Here is a 16705-nt window from a genome sequence, read left to right as displayed (position 1 = left end):
AGCTTTGAGCAATGAGCTTTGAGTGTTTATTTAAAAAAATCTCACAGCTCGTAGCTCAAAGCTTACAGCTGTAAGCTGAAAAATATTCCGCAATCGGTCCTAATGTCAGTGCTGGGAAGAATGACAGGGCTGCTACGATAAAAATTACGGCAAAGACCATCAAACCAAAAGTACCTGTGTCGGTTTTTAAAGTACCTGCACTTTCAGGAATGTACTTTTTATTGGCTAAAATTCCTGCAATGGCTACTGGCCCGATGATTGGTAAAAATCTACTGAGAACCATCACGATACCGCAACTAATATTCCACCAAAGCGTATTGTCGCCCAAGCCTTCAAAGCCCGAACCGTTGTTGGCTGCCGAAGAAGTATATTCATACAACATTTCTGAAAATCCGTGAAAAGAAGGATTATTTAACCAACCAATCTCTGGATTTTTTACAAAAATGAAAGACGATAAAGCCGTAGCTCCCAAAATCATCAGCGGATGCAGTAGAGCGATAATCGTAGCAATTTTCATTTCTCTTGCTTCGATTTTTTTACCCAAAAACTCAGGTGTTCGTCCGACCATTAAGCCAGAAATAAATACGGCTATGATGATAAAAACATAGAAGTTCAAGAAGCCAACGCCTACTCCGCCATAAAGTGCATTAATCATCATGCCCAAGAGCGTAAACATTCCCGTGAGTGGCGTGAAGCTATCGTGCATGGCGTTTACAGAACCATTTGAAGTAACCGTAGTGGATATACCCCAGTAGGCAGAAGCGGCAGAACCAAAACGTACTTCTTTGCCTTCCATGCTACCAAGCTGTTGCGTAATTCCCATACGCTCAATGGCGGTGTTGCCATTCATTTCTAAATAAATAGAAGGTATCAAGAACAAAAGGAAACCTAAAGTCATTACGCCAAAAATGGTGTAGGCTAATTTTTTACGTTTCAGATAATAGCCCAAAGCAAAAACCATCGCTATCGGAATCAATAAAATACTGCCTACTTCTACAATATTGGTTAGGTAATTGGGATTTTCGAGTGGGTGAGCAGAGTTTACGCCAAAGTAACCACCGCCATTTGTCCCGATTTGTTTAATGCCAATCATAGCAGCGGCTGGGCCACGAGAAACCTGTACGGTATCACCTTGCATAGAAACAAAAGAAGCTTTTCCTTCTACGTTCATAGGCGTTCCGTTGAACAAAGTAACCAAGGCAACGACTAATGAGAGTGGCAATAAAATACGAGTACAAGATTTCAAGAAGTAATTGTAAAAGTTACCTAATTTGTCGGTGGTGCGTTCTTTCATGGCATTAAAAACCATCGCACAAACCGCCATTCCTGCTCCTGCGGAGATAAATTGAAATAATGTCAAACAAGCAATTTGTCCTAAGTACGACATTCCACTTTCGCCAGAGTAATGTTGCAAATTGGTATTCGATAAAAAGGAAATAGCAGTATTAAAAGCTAAATCTGCCGACATCGAAGGGTTTCCGTCTGGATTCCACGGCAACCAACCTTGGTTCATCAAAATAAACATTGCCCAGAAAAACCAGAGTAAATTGATGGTTAGCAAAGCTGTAAGATGTTGCTTCCAAGTCATTTCCTGCTTGGGATTGATGCCCGAAATTTGGAAGAAAAGTTTTTCGATAGGATTAAAAACGGCATCCAGAAAAGTAGCTTCTCCACCGAAAACTTTGGCGATATATTTCCCCAACGGAATAGCACAAACGACGGTGAGGATAAACGTGAGGATTACTCCTAAAATTTCAGTATTCATTTTTTAGAATTTTTCAGGTTTTAACAAAACATAACACAAGTAGCCAAACACGGCAATAGATAGAGCAAAGAGGGCTGTCATCATGGTTATAAAAGAATCATTCGATTCGTTGAAGGTTAAATGTTTTCAAAAAAATCAATGGCTTTAAAAAAGAAAGCAAAGCACAAAAGCCCAGCGAGTAAAAGAAGGATTGTTATCATCGTTTTAATTTTTTGTTCGATGACCTTGTGCCAAAATATAAGCCAAGAAAAAAGAAAAGGGTGTTACTTATTGAAAATCAATGCACTAGAGATTTGAGCACATTTTGGAGCAATATAAAACCCTTCCATTTTGGAAGGGTTTTTATCAGAATGGAAAGGATGGGATTTGAGATTTTATTGATTTTTTCAATAGGGTCGGGTTTAAACCCGACCCTATTGAAAGTATTATCTTACCTCACAATTTCAGAGTCTTAGTTCACATAAACTGTATTGTAACTCACTTCTTGTGAGTTACAATACAGAAAAAGCGAGTATCAATACAGATAAACCGACCTGCAATACAAGGTTTGTGTCTGCTAATAGAGTTTTTGTGAGTACCAGCTCACAAAAACTGAATGCTTACTCACAGAAATGGAGCTACAATACAGAAATTGTGAGTTACAGCTCGCTTTTTCTGTATTGAAGCTCTTTAATGATGAGAATATACACTCCTGACTATTTTACAAGGTCGAACGCATTTTTTGCCAAATGGCAAATCCCGAAAAGATAACTTTGACTAACTTGCTACAATGAAAGAATTGATAGCATACATATTACGATTTGGGAATTTAAACCCACAACAAATTGACTTCGTGGCTGAGAAAGCAAAGGAAATAGTGATTCATAAAGATGAATATTTTTCAGAAGCAGGTAAAACGTCTCGACAAGTCGGCTTTATTGTAGAGGGCATTACCCGTGTTTGCTATTACAACAATAAAGGCGAAGAAATTACTAAATATTTCATTGAAGAAAACAATCTTGTAGTTGACTTAGAGAGCTTTGACAATGAAATCCCTTCAACGGCTTATGTGCAAGCCATTACTGATTGCAGATTGATTGTTTTTTCAAAAAAAGATTGGCAAGAATTGCTCAATACCATTGTTGGTTGGGATGCCATTGTACATAAAATTATTTCAAAAGCACTAATGCTAAAAGTAGAAAGAAGAAGCCCTTTAGTTTCGGAAGATGCTACAACACGCTACTTGAAGTTTATAGAAATATATCCTACTGTTGTTAACCGTATTCCGCTTTCTTATATCGCTTCATATTTAGGCATTACGCAATCGTCATTGAGCAGAATTAGAAAAAACATTCGCTAAATCGCTTTTTGCCAAATGGCAAATGATTTCATTTTTAAACGAGGCAACTTGCATCATCAATTTAAAAACAAGAAAAATGAAATCAGTATTAATTACAGGAGCCAACAGAAGTATTGGTTTAGAAACAGCAAAACAACTTTCACAAAAAGGATTATTCGTTTATTTAGGTACTCGTGACCTTGCAAAAGGAGAAGCTGTTGTAACAGCATTAAATGAAGAGGGGTTTCAAAATATCAAAGCGATTGCAATTGATGTTACTAATCTTGATTCCATTTTGTCTGCCAAAAATAGTATCGAAAACGAACAAGGTAAATTAGACATTTTGATAAATAATGCAGGAATAAGCGGAGATTTCCCTCAAAATGCTTCAGATACATCTGTTGAAGATATTCAAAAAGTATTTGATACCAATTTTTTTGGAGTTATCAGAGTTACACAAATCTTTTTAGCATTGCTTAAAAAGTCTGATAGTCCACGCATCAGCAATATTACTTCAGGACTTGGCTCTTTGACATTACATAGCGATCCGAATTGGAAATATTACCCTTTTAAATCGGCAAGTTACGGAACATCAAAAACTGCTTTAAACGCTTTTACTGTGGTATTGGCTTATGAACTAAAAGATTTGCCATTCAAAGTAAATGCGATTGACCCAGGTTATACGGCAACCGATTTTAACCACTATAGTGGCCCAGGAACAATAGAAAGTGCGGCTACTTTTATCGTTAAACATACACTAACGGACGAGAATGCTCCGACAGGGCAGTTTTTCAGTAATGATATTGAGGATGAAACGGGAGTAAGTCCTTGGTAAAACCTATTTTTTTCATTAGGGCGATACTTAAGCCCTAATGAAAAAAAGTCACTTTTTAGCTGTCAAATACTTTCTGATAGGTTTGTCCACAAATTGCATTATCACGATTGCAAAAAGTACTAAGCCACAAGTTCCGAGTACAATTACCCAAGTAATTTGATTGATGTCTGGCTTAAAATGAGCTAAATAACTGGCAAAAACCCATATAAAAGCATAGTGGGTCATGTAAAGTGGATAAGAAAGTTCTCCTGCGAACTGACAAAACTTTTGTGTGAAAGCCGATAACTTCGTTCCCGCTCCTAAGGCAATCAATAGTGGGAAATAAAACCCTACTATTAAAAATTCTATTAGCCAATTATTGGCAAAAACGGGCATCATCAAAGCCGCTAATATCATCAGTGTTAAACCGATAAATCCTAATTTATTCTGAATAATCCATTTACTTCTATTGACTAATAATCCTGCTAAAAAGGAATATGCCAAGCGTACTCCACCGTCCCAAAAATTGTTTTTACTCCAGCCCCCCATCAAATTTCCAGCACGATAACTGACTATTCCAAGGGTTATTGCGGCTAAAATAACAAGAATACTTAATAAATGACGACTGATTTTATGCAGGAAAAAAGCGTACAAAATATTGGCAACATATTCCCAGAATAGCGACCAAGCAGGGGCATTAAAACCGAATAGATTAAAGTAACGGTCTTCCATCAACGGAAGTGGAATCACCAACATTGAGCCAATGGCTAACAATACAATATTGACCCAAGTATAATTAGAAGCAACACTGGTCCAAGGACTCCAAAGAAAACCGATAACACCCAGCAAAGTTCCTATCACGACCAAAGGATGTAAACGAATTAGTCGAGTTTTGAAGAAAGCTAAAGTTCCCATCTGCTTTATTCTATCATCATAAGCATAAGCGATAACAAATCCTGAAAGGCAAAAGAAAAAATCTACAGCTAAAAAGCCATGACCAATAAAATTTTTACTATAATCGGGATATACACATTCTGTAAAATGAAATATTACCACGCACAAAGCAGCAACTCCTCTCAATCCATCTAATATTTCAAAATGAGGTTTATTTTTAATCATTGTTTGTTGACTTAGCCTTTAAAAGAGATTATCGGAAATATATTACTCTAATCTCTTCTATTGTTTCTTCTAAATTAATTCAAGACGCAATATAAGCCCAACTTTTACTTTATTGTGTGGGTTTCTATAAGCTTTTAATAGCTGTTTGATTTTTCTGTTGTCGAGTTGGAAATTCGACTTATGGATTGAGTTTTTTGTAAGTTCTTCAACCCGACCTAAATAATCCCATATTCCTCAATCTTACGATAAAGCGTTGTCAAGCCAATATTCAAAAGTCTGGCGGTTTCTGTTTTGTTGCCTTTGGTATGTTGAAGTACTTTTTGGATGTGTTGCTTTTCGATGCTTTGTAAATCGAATGAATTGAGATTTTTTGAAGATAAATTTTCAGCAGGAAATTGAATCGCAATCGGTAAACTTTCTACGGTTAAATGTCCGTTTTCGTTGAGAATAATGGTTCGTTCAATCACATTTCTGAGTTCACGGATATTCCCTTGCCATTCGTAATTAGTCAATTTTGTAAGGAAATCTTCTTGTAAATCAGCTATTGAAATATTGAATTTTTTAGCGAAATCTTTGGCGAAAAAACGAGCGAGTACTTCAATATCAGTCTTGCGTTCACGCAAAGGCGGTAAAGCAATCTGAAAAACAGAAAGTCTATAAAACAAATCCGAGCGGAAATGTCCTTCGTTGGCTTCTTTGCTTAAATCACGATTTGTTGCCGAAATAATCCGCACATCTACTTTTATCAACTTGGTATCGCCAACTTTGATAAATGTTCCAGTTTCTAATACTCTTAATAATTTAGCTTGCAAATCCAGCGACATTTCTCCTATTTCATCCAAGAAAATCGTTCCGCCGTCTGCTTCTTCAAACAAACCTTTTTTATCTTTGGTCGCCCCAGTAAAAGCACCCGCTTTGTGTCCGAACAATTCCGATTCCAGAATTTCTCTTGAAAAAGTAGCACAATTTACTGCTACAAAGTTTTGAGAAGCCCTTTTACTTTCTTGATGAATGGCGTTGGCAAACACTTCTTTTCCAGTGCCCGTTTCGCCTGTTAGCAGAACGGTGGTGTCGGTTTTAGCTACTTTTTGAGCTAAACTGATTACTTCTTTAATCTGTTTAGATTTCCCCAAAACCTTTTCAAAACCATGATTTTTTGGCTGAATACTCTGCGTTTGATTTTGCACTTTATCCATTGCTAAACTTAGCATGGGTAATATTTTTTCGTTGTCGTCGCCTTTTACCAAATAATCAAAAGCACCATTTTTCATGGCTTTGATGCCGTCTTGAATTGTTCCATAGGCGGTCATTACAATAATCTCAAGACTTGGATATTTCTCTTTGAACTTTTGGGTAAAGTCCACGCCATTGCCGTCGGGCAATTTTACATCAGAAAGTACTACTTGAATCGCTTGATTTTCAAGGATTTTCCACGCAGATTTTAAGTCGCCAACTTCCCAAACCGTATAATCTTCCAACTCAATAATTCGCTTGAGTAATCCTCTTAATTGTTTTTCATCATCAATAATCAGTACTGTTCCTTTCATCTTGAATTAATTTCTACAGCCATGTAGGCTTTATCTTCGGCTAAATTAGTAGATGTTTTAAGAATTATTGCATTTCAACTCATCATCTTCCATATGACAAATTTCAATACCATGCCTTATCTGGTTTTAAGACAGCAATTCAGTATTTCAATTATTAATAAAGTAATGAAATATGTAAATTTGACAAGAAATGAGTCGCTTATTCAAATGACTCATACTTGAGTTCAGTTTTTCAATAAATTACTGAGTACAACAGATTTAAAAAATTATGCAAAAAATCTACTTATCCTTGGCATTTTTGGCAACTGCCTTATTAACTGCTGCTTATTTGCCTGAGCAGGATAATCCTTCCAATGAAAATACTGGTTGGACAGAGTATTTGGGAGGACCCGAACGGAATCATTACTCTAGCCTCACACAAATCAACAAGACCAATCTTAATCAATTAAAAGTTGCTTGGGAATACCATACATTGGATTCTGGACAAGTTCAGTGCAATCCGATTATTGTAAATGGAATACTTTATGCAGTAACAGCAACGAATAAACTTTTTGCGTTGGATGCTGCCACAGGCAAAGAATTATGGACATTTACCAATACTGGAAGCACCGCTTTAAATACTAATCGTGGCGTTACTTATTGGGAAAGTAAGGATAAAAACGATGCCGATGTTCCAAGAATCATCTTTGCACTAGGCTCTTTTTTATATGCTGTTGATGCCAAAACAGGAGAGAAAATCAACACCTTTGGCGACAATGGAAAAGTAAGTTTGAAAGAAGGTTTGGGCAGTACTGCCGTCAATAAATTTGTGATTTCAAATACGCCTGGCACTTTGTATGAAGATAATATTGTCATGCCTTTGCGCCTTTCGGAAGGAGCAGATGCCGCTTTGGGAAACGTTCAGGCGTTTAATGTTCGTACAGGAAAACTCTCTTGGGTTTTTCATACGATTCCGCATCCAAACGAATTTGGTTACAATACTTGGCCAAAGAATACTTACAAAAATACTGAAATTGGCGGAGCAAATAATTGGTCGGGCATGGCTATCGACCGTAAAAGAGGAATTTTATTTGTACCAACAGGTTCGGCAGCTTCTGATTTTTATGGAGGAAATCGTAAAGGACAAAACCTTTTTGCCAACTGTTTAATTGCTCTCGACGCAAAAACGGGGAAAAGACTTTGGCATTTTCAGTTCGTTCATCATGATATTTGGGATAAAGACTTACCAGCGCCTCCGAACTTGGTGACAATTAAACGCAATGGAAAAAGCATTGATGCAGTAGCACAAGTAACCAAAACAGGACACGTTTTTGTGTTTGATAGAGTAACAGGAAAACCTTTATTTCCTATCAAAGAAACCCCTTTTCCAAAATCAAGTATTCCTGAAGAAAGTGCTTGGGCAACACAGCCAATTCCAAGTTTGCCTGCTCCTTTTGCTCGACAAACAATTACTGAAGCAGACGTAAATCCATATTCTGATGAGAAAGAAACATTACTTAAAACCATCAAACCGGCTCAAAAAGGAGTATTTCAGCCACTTGGCTTAAAAGAAACTTTGGTATATCCGGGTGCAGACGGCGGTGCAGAATGGGGTGGTGCAGCGGTTGACCCTGATGGAATTATGTATGTAAATGCCAACGAAATGGCTTGGCTATTTAGCTTAAAACCAACGCCAAAAGCTGATGAATTAGCCCATTTAAGCAAAGGACAAAAACTTTATGCAAGTACTTGTATGGTTTGTCATGGCAAAGACCTCAAGGGAAATCCTAGCAGTGGCTATCCGTCTTTAGTGAATATTTCTGACAGAAAAGACCGTGAGTATGTTTCAAAAGTTGTTGCTTCGGGCAAAGGAATGATGCCCGGTTTTGGACATTTATCAAATACCGACCGACAAGCGCTAGTTTCATTTTTATTTGGTGATGAAAAAGTAGAAGCAAGTGCTGAAAGTACTAAAGGAAAAACGCCTTTTATTCCCTATCAATTTAATGGTTATCATAAATTCATCGATTCAAAAGGTTATCCCGGTATTCGTCCGCCTTGGGGAACACTTACTGCCATCGACTTAAACACAGGTAAACATCTTTGGCAAAAACCATTTGGCGAATACCCAGAATTGAAAGCGAAAGGTATTCCAACAACGGGTTCAGAAAACTATGGCGGACCTGTGGTTACAGCTAGTAGTTTACTTTTTATTGCTGCAACGAAGGATGGAATGTTTAGAATTTTTGACAAGAAAACTGGGGAAATTCTCTGGGAAACAAAATTACCAGCAGCAGGTTTTGCCACACCAAGTACTTATTTATTGAACGGAAAACAATACATCGTTATCGCCTGTGGTGGTACTAAATTAGGAACAAAAAAAGGAGACAGTTACATAGCTTTTTCTTTGTAAATACTTCGATAAGTTTTTAGATAAACAGCGACAAAATGAATTAATCTTAATGTCATTTTATCGCTGTTTTTTATAGTTTCTTGCAAATCACAAAATAATAGTACAAATAATTCATTTTATTTTTATATAAATATTACATTTACATTAGTTGTATTTTTTATGTCTAAATGAAAATCTGCTCATGAAATGGACTTATAGCATAGCGCAAAAGTTAAAAATTGCAAGCATATTGGGTGTAATTTTTATTCTATTATTTGTTAAGAATGTATCCGATAAAAACAGTTTTATCGCTTTGGGTGATACTTTTTCTGACGTTTATGAAGACAGATTACTTGCAGAAAGTTACATTTATGAATTTTCAGATCATCTTTCTCGTAAAAAATTATTGATTGACGATAGTAAAGATATTGAAGCTTTAAAACTTCATAATAATGCTATTAAAGAACATCATACTAGTATCCAACAACTACTTGTAGCTTTTGGAAAAACGCAACTCACACCGACAGAAGAAGTATTGTTTCGGGATTTAAAGAAAAAAATCCAACAAGGCATATTACTTGAGAAGCAATATATTACAGCAATGGAAACAGGAATTTCTACTGAACAAAGTAAAAAGCTTTTAGATGAATCTTTTTATGCAACACTTAGTAATTTGAACCATTTATCTCATATTCAAATTACTGAAGGGCAAAGACTAAATCAAGCTTCTCAGAAAATTGTGTTTGGTTCAGCATCTCAAAGTCAATTTGAGCTTTCACTTTTAATGGTGTTGGGCATTGTTATTTTAGTATTGATTGTTTCTTCAAAATCTGCTATTTCTAAAATAGCACAAAATTCATCGCTGAACTGAACCCTAAGTAAAGCTTCTCAAATATAAATCCAATCTTTAGCTATTGTTTAAAAGGTTAAAGATTGGATTTGTTTTGAAGTATTTTTTCTAAACTTATCTCAGAAGATTAATGTTAGCTTTTTGTATCAAGCCCATTTTACATTATCATCAATGAAAAATATTCCTGCTAAAATTTTTGCTCGACAATACGAAATAAGAGACGAGTTTCTAAAAGAAATCGACAAGCATTTATTGGATTTAACCGAAGGAAGAACCCAAGAAATGTTTGAAATTAGAGATTTCGCATCAATTATGAATATCCATCCAACACATTTAAGTAATACAATTAAAGTGACGACCAATAAATCCCCTTGTTATTTCTTTGAAGAAAAAATACTTGATATTGCCAAAGGCATGCTTGCTAAAAACGAAATGTCAATTGGAGCAATCGCTACTTTACTTACTTATGACCCTTCCAATTTTACCAAATTCTTTAAAGCATACACCAAGCTTACGCCCAAGCAATATCGTGAACAATGTTTGCTAGAGCAATTTGTATAAAATACTGAAGTACTCACCATTTTCCCTGAAACTGTCACCATAAAAAAGCTATAGGCTAAAGTTAATTTTGTTGCATTAATTAAAACAAACAGAAAGATGCCAAACAAAATAGCTTTAGTAACAGGCGGTAGCCGTGGATTAGGGAAAAATATGGCTTTAAGCCTTGCCCAAAAAGGGAATGATGTCATCATAACTTATCAGTCTCAAAAAGAAGAAGCTGAAAAAGTAATAGAGGAAATCAAACAATTAGGACAACAAGCTGTCGCTTTACAATTGGACGTAGCTAACTCAAAGACATTCGATAGTTTTATCGAGAGTTTGAAAAGTGCTTTATCTGAAACTTTTAAGGCTGACAAAATAGACTTCCTTATTAATAATGCGGGCATCGGTACTCATGCGTCATTTGCAGAAACGACAGAAGAACAACTTGATACTTTGTATTCAATTCATTTTAAAGGAGCTTTTTTATTGACACAAAAAGCCTTGTCAATTTTAGCCAATGGTGGTGGAATTATTAATATTTCGACAGGTTTAGCCAGATTCTCGTTTCCGGGTTATGCTGCTTATGCTTCGATGAAAGGGGCAATTGAAACCCTGACGAAATATCAAGCCAAAGAATTAGGACAAAGAGGAATTAGAGTAAACGTTGTTGCTCCGGGTGCTATAGAAACAGATTTCGGTGGTGGAACTGTACGAGACAATGCACAAGTAAATGCTCATATTGCTTCTCAAACAGCCTTAGGAAGAGTAGGCTTGCCAGACGATATTGGCGGTGTTATTGCCTTTTTATGTAGTGAAGAAGCTCGTTGGATTAATGCTCAACGCATAGAAATTTCTGGCGGGATGATGTTGTAGGAATATTTAAACCTTTGATTTACAAAATTGATATGTGTTTCTATTATGAGGACAGAAAAGTTTTTACTTTTTAAGACTCTATAATAGAAACATGTTAAAAAAAAATAAGGGATTGCTTATCATTTTGGTGTTAATTTGTTATCAAGGTGCTACACAAAGCATAAGAACAATCTTGGTAGCTGATTCAAAACATCCTGATTTAGGCAAAACTTATGAACGAAACCTCTTCATGATGGATTCTGTTTTTAGAGAAATTGCTAAAAATATACATTATGATTATTTACCTATCGCTGTCCACTCTCATGATTTTACTGAAAAAGATTTAGATCGTGAGATACTCCATTTGCCAATTAATACTGACGACATCATTGTATTTTATTATACAGGACGAGGTATTTCTTCATCACAACCCACAGATTTATTCCCGAATATTCTGATTAGAGACAAATATTTATCCATTGAAAATATTCATCAAAAATTAAGCAATAAAGGTGTAAAACTCAATATTAGCCTAGTAGATTGTAATAATCAACTCACTCCACGACAAACTTTGATAATTGAGAAGCCTTTAGTTACTCGTTCTATTTTTGTTGAAAATGATATTTTAAGAAAATTATTCAAAGAAAGTACTGGTAACATCCTTATTTCAAGTTCAAAGAAAAACGAAAAAGCATTCAGTAGTGCTCATAACGGCACTTATTATACCATTGCATGTTTAGAAGCACTTTCACAAGCTGAAAATAATAATATTCACATTACTTGGGATTCTCTTCTGAAAGATGCTGAATTAAGACTTCAAGAAAAATTAGCTCAAGATAATAAAGCCAATCTACAGCATTCACAATGGAAAATTACTGCTGATATAAAAGAGCCTATTACTCCGACTCCACATACACCAACAGTAAGTTTTAACGATACCAATCTGTTCCTCAATACGTTGGCTGATGAAAAATTAAAATATGAGAAAAGAGAAAAATTGATGGTAACTCAAATGAAGAAACTTTTCAATATTGATGCAGAGGCAAATGAATACATCAATGTGATTGAAAACAATATGAGTGCTATCCCTATTGAAGACTTTTTGAATAAAATTCTTATTAATGCCAATCTTATTAAACAAATAAACGTAGTTGAAAATCTATCCACTTTTAGTCAGGATGGTCGATACCAAATCATTACAATTCAGGAAATTAGATAAATTACGCTATTATGAAAAATATCATTTATTACTTTATATTCTGGTGTATTCATAGTTTGTTTTTCACTGTAAAAACATTTGCTCAACACTACGACCCTAGTCCTGAACAGCTCTCAGAATTCAAAGAACTTACCTTAAGGAGAGTCAATGATTTAACCAATTATATTAAACAGATTGGTGATAAATCTTTACCTGAGCGACCTAGATTAAAATCCATTCAATTGGCAATGAGTCTTTTTGATACTGTTTATTATAATGCTGATGGCAAAAAAATTACCAGAATGCCAACAGTACAAGTATCAAGAAAAGATGGCAGTGTTGAAAATATTCCTATCCGCCAGTATTTTAACAATCTTTTTAAATTACCACATTTTCCAAAAGTAGAAATTAGTTCTTACGACGTATCGTATTGCTCCGACTTTGAAAAAGGTATGGATGGGAACTATCACGCCACTGCATTTTATTATCAAAGTTTTAAAGGTTATGATCAAAAGGGGAAAGTATCTTATGAAAGTAAAGACAGAAAAGCCATAGAAGTAACCGAAAAACCTAATGCAAAAGGAAAATTCACAATTTCATTTGGGAATATTAGTGTGATAGAAACAACAGCTTTAAGCCCAAATTGACAAATGAAAAGAATACTTATTTTTATTTTTTGGGGAATAATTCATAATTCTTTAGCCCAAAATTCAGAGGCTAAAAGTACATCAGATAGCATTAGTGCTGTTGTTTTCACCAAACAACCAGTAGAATCTTTTATGTTATGGCAGATAAAAAGTATCAATGAATTTATTCATCGTTTTAACTATGAAGTATTTATTGATGGCGAGAAAATGAACGATTCTTTACAAATTCTTTATCCAAGAAGTCAATATATCTTGAAACTATTTAATGAAGATGATGAACGTTTAAAAATGACAGAAAAAACACAACTTTATTTTATAAAAGTTAATCAATTCATATCGATGATATGCGAAGAAGACATTAAAATTGACAAACAAGCGAAGTTGTCTGCTAATGTAAAATTGGAAGCATTTTATAAAGAAAAAAATGTCATTTTAGACATTCTTTTACAAAAGCAATATTTAAAAAAAGAGGGATCAGCTAGATGGCAAATAACGAATATCAGTTTACCCAAAGAAATAATTGAAGAGCATCAGCGTCTCATAGAAAGAAAAGATATTACAACAACAGATTCAACGTATATAGAAGAAGGTTTAAGTCCTAATGCACAGGATATAGCTTTTTCTCCTCTGGTAAACGCATTTAATCAAGGAAAAGACATTGTTTCACTTTGCAATCAAACAATCTTGAAACACCAAGAAATATACATTCTTGAAAAAATTTTACGACTAAGCTTGCTAAAAGTAAAAGGTACGAAAGACATCTCATTCAAAATTAGTGTTCACAAAAATTATCAAATAGAAATAAGAGAATTTATGAGAGAAAAAGAAAATTCTGGTTGGCTAATTACAGATTTAAAACTGAATTAAATAAAAAGTTTTTCGATGTAACTTTTCTTCTTCTATGGTGATTTAAAATTTATTTAACGATGAAAACAAAAAGGCTATTTACAGAAATGATTAAAACACAAAAACTATTTAATGAATCTATCTAAACTTAACTCTATGAAAACATCAATTTTTCATAAAATAAGCCTATATATATGGGTGCTAATTTCATTTATCTGTTTATCAAGCCTAACCCAAGATAGTATTCCAAAACCTCATAAGAAGGCTCTTGATAAAATGCTGAACGCTTATCAAAAAGAGCTGATTAGAATGGTACCAATTTTGGTTAAAAAGCCTTCTGTTCAAAAAGAAACAACATTTATAAGTACTTTTTTTACGACAGATAGTGTGAAAATTGTCAATCATTTAATTCCAGGAATGATTAAAACAGACTCTAATGTTGATAATTTAGTTAGCAAATCTCCATTAGAGGCATCTGAATTTATCAAACTAACTGTAGGTACTTACAAGATCGCCTTTAACTATCACCTCCGTAATCAAAGTACTAGTTTATTGAGTATAGATTCCCTCTTGTTGAAAAAACAGAAAGTTTACAAATATAAACAAACGATGTGTTTGGCATTTACTGGTAAACCTCATGAAAGAATGGCTGTTGAGATTAATGATACTTTAAATTTTATTACTGAAATAGTAGAAGATTCAAAACTAAATATTTTATCAACAAAAATTAGTGGTGTTAATCATAAAAACACGGTTTCTACCATCTCTGATACTACTAATAAAGAGCCTATTACAGTTAACAGTGATAATATAATTGATTGGAGTCCTGAAAAAAAGGTAAAAACATTTCTGGGTTACCTTACAATACTAAAGGATAAAAATGAGAAAGATTCAACCTCAATTAATAAAATGATTCTTGAGAGTAATCTCATTTTTGATACAAGTGGCTATGTTAACTTGACTACAAAAGATGGCAAAAATGTCCAATTAACAAGAGAGAAGTTTCTACAACAAGTTCTAGAAAATAAAAACAGTTATCAATTCAATTATGCAAAAATCAGCTTGTACGATAATTTTAGAAAAAGCGAGTTTGATAAATGGTTTTGTAGAATCACTACTTTTCATGAAGTTGTTCAGTTTGAAGGTGAAAATCCAGTTACAAATAAAGTAACCTCTGTATCGAGTATGCCAGTCAATGGAGATTGTCTTTCCACAAAAGGAGGCTACTACCAACTTGCAGAATTAGGGCTAAAAGAGCTTTAAGTTTAACGTTATAACCGAATTTAAAAATCAAAAAACAAGAATATGAAAAGCTCAAGATTAAGCCGAATCCTTCTTTTAATTTGTGCTGTAGTACTTTGCTCACAGTCTATCACCGCTCAAAAAAAACGTAAATTAGGGCTTGTCAGAGATGACAAAAAATATCTCCATCTACCTAAGCGAAGCAAGAATTTTTCTTTGATGAGAGGTATTTTACCATCCACATTCAACTTAAAATCTTTTGTTCCACAAGTTGAAGACCAAGGAGATTTTAGTACTTGTGTGGGTTGGTCAACGGCATATTACATGCGAACGATTATGCAGGCTAAAAAGCTAAACATCAAAGGACCAGAGACTATTAGAGCCATCGCATTTTCTCCAACCTTTGTTTTTGAACGTATCAAAAGCCCAACCGACTACCAATGTCAAACAGGCTCGAGTATTTCTGATGCACTTGACATCATGAAAGAAAAAGGCGTTGCAACTTTAAAAAGTGCTCCTTATGCTTGCGGTAATAAATATACAATGCTTGAAGAGGAAGCGGCTGCCAACAAAATTGAAGGCTATACCACTCTTTTTGATATTCCAAGTACAGCATCGGTTGAAGAAAAGATTTTATCTATTAAAACAGCTTTGGTTGAAAGTCAAAATGCAGTTTTGATTGGGATGTGGATTCCTAATTCCTTTTTTCAAGCCAAAGAAGTTTGGAAAGCTGCACCTGCAGAAACTATCAAAAATGCAGTAGGTGGACATGCAATGGCAGTCATTGGCTATGACGATACTAAAAACGCCTTTTTAATTGTAAATAGTTGGGGAAATAAATGGGCAAATAATGGGTTTGTATGGGCTAGTTATAAAGATTTAATAGAGTTTACTCCTTATGCTTACGAAGTACTATCACCAATAACACCCGTTCCAGTACCTACTCCGGCACCAGTAGTACCTTCAAATAATACAACAACGGATGTTGTTCCGCCAGCTCCAGTACAACCTGTACAAGAGATATTTTTAAAGGGAAGTATCAAACCACTTTTAGCAAATGGTGATCTTATGCCTGTTTCTACTTCAGCGGAAAGAGGTTTAGATGTAACAAACGATGCTAATATTGATATGATTACCTATAATGTCACTAAAGAATATCCATCTGGAACATCTTTCAAAACCGAAATCATCAATAATATATCAAGCTATATGTACATCATTGCCTCAGATGATAACAATAGAGTAACCAAATTATTTCCTTATGATGATGAAGTAAGTGCTTTGATTCCATCTAATAATATTGCCATGTTGCCATCAACAAATAGCTCATTTACGATGGATAATAAACCTGGTAATGATTATTTCCTAGTATTGTATTCAACCAAAGAACTAGATATTGATAAACTCAAAAATGATATTGCCAATGCTCAAGGCGAATTTAAACAGAAAGTATATTCAGTAATAGGCAAAGATTTAGTGTCAGCTGATACTATCTTATACGAATCAAACAATATTGCTTTTGAGCTGAAGGGCACACCTAACGGGACGATTGTTCCATTATTACTTAAAATAAAACACATGAAGTAACACCTT

General features: G+C 34.6%; 15 protein-coding genes. 11 read left to right on the top strand and 4 right to left on the bottom strand.

Annotation, left to right across the window (positions count from 1 at the left end; genetic code table 11):
- Positions 1-55 precede the first annotated feature (55 nt).
- Both kdpA and kdpF read right to left on the bottom strand, forming a co-directional pair.
- A complete protein-coding gene (gene kdpA, locus VB798_RS13770) occupies positions 56-1765 on the bottom strand; it encodes a potassium-transporting ATPase subunit KdpA (protein ID WP_323259246.1) in 1710 nt (569 codons plus the stop codon).
- Between the two features lie 3 nt (positions 1766-1768).
- Positions 1769-1846, bottom strand: coding sequence for a K(+)-transporting ATPase subunit F (gene kdpF, locus VB798_RS24375; RefSeq protein WP_407652867.1), 78 nt, complete (start codon positions 1844-1846; stop codon positions 1769-1771).
- 688 nt (positions 1847-2534) lie between these two features.
- Here kdpF and VB798_RS13765 point away from each other — a divergent pair.
- Together VB798_RS13765 and VB798_RS13760 are read left to right on the top strand one after the other, a co-directional pair.
- Positions 2535-3104, top strand: a complete 570-nt coding sequence (locus VB798_RS13765; protein WP_323259244.1) for a Crp/Fnr family transcriptional regulator — start codon at positions 2535-2537, stop codon at positions 3102-3104.
- 76 nt (positions 3105-3180) lie between these two features.
- Entirely contained in the window at positions 3181-3918 is a 738-nt protein-coding gene (locus tag VB798_RS13760; protein ID WP_323259242.1) for an SDR family NAD(P)-dependent oxidoreductase, read from the top strand.
- Positions 3919-3966: 48 nt separating this feature from the next.
- Here VB798_RS13760 and VB798_RS13755 read toward each other — a convergent pair whose 3' ends face one another.
- Entirely contained in the window at positions 3967-5016 is a 1050-nt protein-coding gene (locus VB798_RS13755) for an acyltransferase family protein (protein WP_323259240.1), read from the bottom strand.
- A gap of 215 nt (positions 5017-5231) precedes the next feature.
- Entirely contained in the window at positions 5232-6563 is a 1332-nt protein-coding gene (locus tag VB798_RS13750) for a sigma-54-dependent transcriptional regulator (protein WP_323259238.1), read from the bottom strand.
- 268 nt (positions 6564-6831) lie between these two features.
- Between VB798_RS13750 and VB798_RS13745 the strand changes: the two genes are divergently transcribed.
- The 9 genes from VB798_RS13745 to VB798_RS13705 all read left to right on the top strand — a co-directional run bounded on the left by VB798_RS13745 (position 6832) and on the right by VB798_RS13705 (position 16699).
- On the top strand, positions 6832-8955 hold the full coding sequence (locus VB798_RS13745; protein ID WP_323259236.1) for an outer membrane protein assembly factor BamB family protein: 2124 nt from the start codon (positions 6832-6834) through the stop codon (positions 8953-8955).
- A gap of 181 nt (positions 8956-9136) precedes the next feature.
- Positions 9137-9805 carry an MCP four helix bundle domain-containing protein gene (locus VB798_RS13740; RefSeq protein ID WP_323259234.1) on the top strand — a complete coding sequence of 223 codons (669 nt, stop codon included), beginning with the start codon at positions 9137-9139 and terminating at the stop codon, positions 9803-9805.
- 150 nt (positions 9806-9955) lie between these two features.
- Positions 9956-10345, top strand: a complete 390-nt coding sequence (locus tag VB798_RS13735) for a helix-turn-helix domain-containing protein (RefSeq protein WP_323259232.1) — start codon at positions 9956-9958, stop codon at positions 10343-10345.
- Between the two features lie 96 nt (positions 10346-10441).
- Positions 10442-11200: an SDR family NAD(P)-dependent oxidoreductase gene (locus VB798_RS13730; RefSeq protein WP_323259230.1), complete on the top strand. Its 759-nt coding sequence runs from the start codon at positions 10442-10444 to the stop codon at positions 11198-11200.
- A 91-nt stretch (positions 11201-11291) separates the two neighbouring features.
- Positions 11292-12398 carry a hypothetical protein gene (locus VB798_RS13725; protein WP_323259228.1) on the top strand — a complete coding sequence of 369 codons (1107 nt, stop codon included), beginning with the start codon at positions 11292-11294 and terminating at the stop codon, positions 12396-12398.
- A gap of 11 nt (positions 12399-12409) precedes the next feature.
- Positions 12410-13024 carry a hypothetical protein gene (locus VB798_RS13720; RefSeq protein WP_323259226.1) on the top strand — a complete coding sequence of 205 codons (615 nt, stop codon included), beginning with the start codon at positions 12410-12412 and terminating at the stop codon, positions 13022-13024.
- A 3-nt stretch (positions 13025-13027) separates the two neighbouring features.
- The gene (locus tag VB798_RS13715; RefSeq protein WP_323259225.1) at positions 13028-13891 is read left to right on the top strand and encodes a hypothetical protein; all 864 of its coding nucleotides are present in this window, start codon (positions 13028-13030) and stop codon (positions 13889-13891) included.
- A gap of 135 nt (positions 13892-14026) precedes the next feature.
- A complete protein-coding gene (locus tag VB798_RS13710; protein ID WP_323259223.1) occupies positions 14027-15133 on the top strand; it encodes a hypothetical protein in 1107 nt (368 codons plus the stop codon).
- 42 nt (positions 15134-15175) lie between these two features.
- Positions 15176-16699: a C1 family peptidase gene (locus VB798_RS13705; RefSeq protein ID WP_323259221.1), complete on the top strand. Its 1524-nt coding sequence runs from the start codon at positions 15176-15178 to the stop codon at positions 16697-16699.
- Positions 16700-16705: the final 6 nt, after the last annotated feature.

The sequence above is a fragment of the Arcicella lustrica genome (assembly GCF_034930985.1).
Lineage (GTDB): Bacteria > Bacteroidota > Bacteroidia > Cytophagales > Spirosomataceae > Arcicella > Arcicella lustrica.
The sequence above is the reverse complement of the archived record's forward strand: the minus strand, read 5'-3'. Positions and strand labels throughout refer to the sequence as shown.

What these genes read in the sequence shown, in the direction of transcription:
- kdpA (WP_323259246.1), bottom strand. Translation starts at nt 1,765, where the DNA reads ATGAATACTGAAATTTTAGGAGTAATCCTCACGTTTATCCTCACCGTC.
- kdpF (WP_407652867.1), bottom strand. Translation starts at nt 1,846, where the DNA reads ATGACAGCCCTCTTTGCTCTATCTATTGCCGTGTTTGGCTACTTGTGT.
- VB798_RS13765 (WP_323259244.1), top strand. Translation starts at nt 2,535, where the DNA reads ATGAAAGAATTGATAGCATACATATTACGATTTGGGAATTTAAACCCA.
- VB798_RS13760 (WP_323259242.1), top strand. Translation starts at nt 3,181, where the DNA reads ATGAAATCAGTATTAATTACAGGAGCCAACAGAAGTATTGGTTTAGAA.
- VB798_RS13755 (WP_323259240.1), bottom strand. Translation starts at nt 5,016, where the DNA reads ATGATTAAAAATAAACCTCATTTTGAAATATTAGATGGATTGAGAGGA.
- VB798_RS13750 (WP_323259238.1), bottom strand. Translation starts at nt 6,563, where the DNA reads ATGAAAGGAACAGTACTGATTATTGATGATGAAAAACAATTAAGAGGA.
- VB798_RS13745 (WP_323259236.1), top strand. Translation starts at nt 6,832, where the DNA reads ATGCAAAAAATCTACTTATCCTTGGCATTTTTGGCAACTGCCTTATTA.
- VB798_RS13740 (WP_323259234.1), top strand. Translation starts at nt 9,137, where the DNA reads ATGAAATGGACTTATAGCATAGCGCAAAAGTTAAAAATTGCAAGCATA.
- VB798_RS13735 (WP_323259232.1), top strand. Translation starts at nt 9,956, where the DNA reads ATGAAAAATATTCCTGCTAAAATTTTTGCTCGACAATACGAAATAAGA.
- VB798_RS13730 (WP_323259230.1), top strand. Translation starts at nt 10,442, where the DNA reads ATGCCAAACAAAATAGCTTTAGTAACAGGCGGTAGCCGTGGATTAGGG.
- VB798_RS13725 (WP_323259228.1), top strand. Translation starts at nt 11,292, where the DNA reads ATGTTAAAAAAAAATAAGGGATTGCTTATCATTTTGGTGTTAATTTGT.
- VB798_RS13720 (WP_323259226.1), top strand. Translation starts at nt 12,410, where the DNA reads ATGAAAAATATCATTTATTACTTTATATTCTGGTGTATTCATAGTTTG.
- VB798_RS13715 (WP_323259225.1), top strand. Translation starts at nt 13,028, where the DNA reads ATGAAAAGAATACTTATTTTTATTTTTTGGGGAATAATTCATAATTCT.
- VB798_RS13710 (WP_323259223.1), top strand. Translation starts at nt 14,027, where the DNA reads ATGAAAACATCAATTTTTCATAAAATAAGCCTATATATATGGGTGCTA.
- VB798_RS13705 (WP_323259221.1), top strand. Translation starts at nt 15,176, where the DNA reads ATGAAAAGCTCAAGATTAAGCCGAATCCTTCTTTTAATTTGTGCTGTA.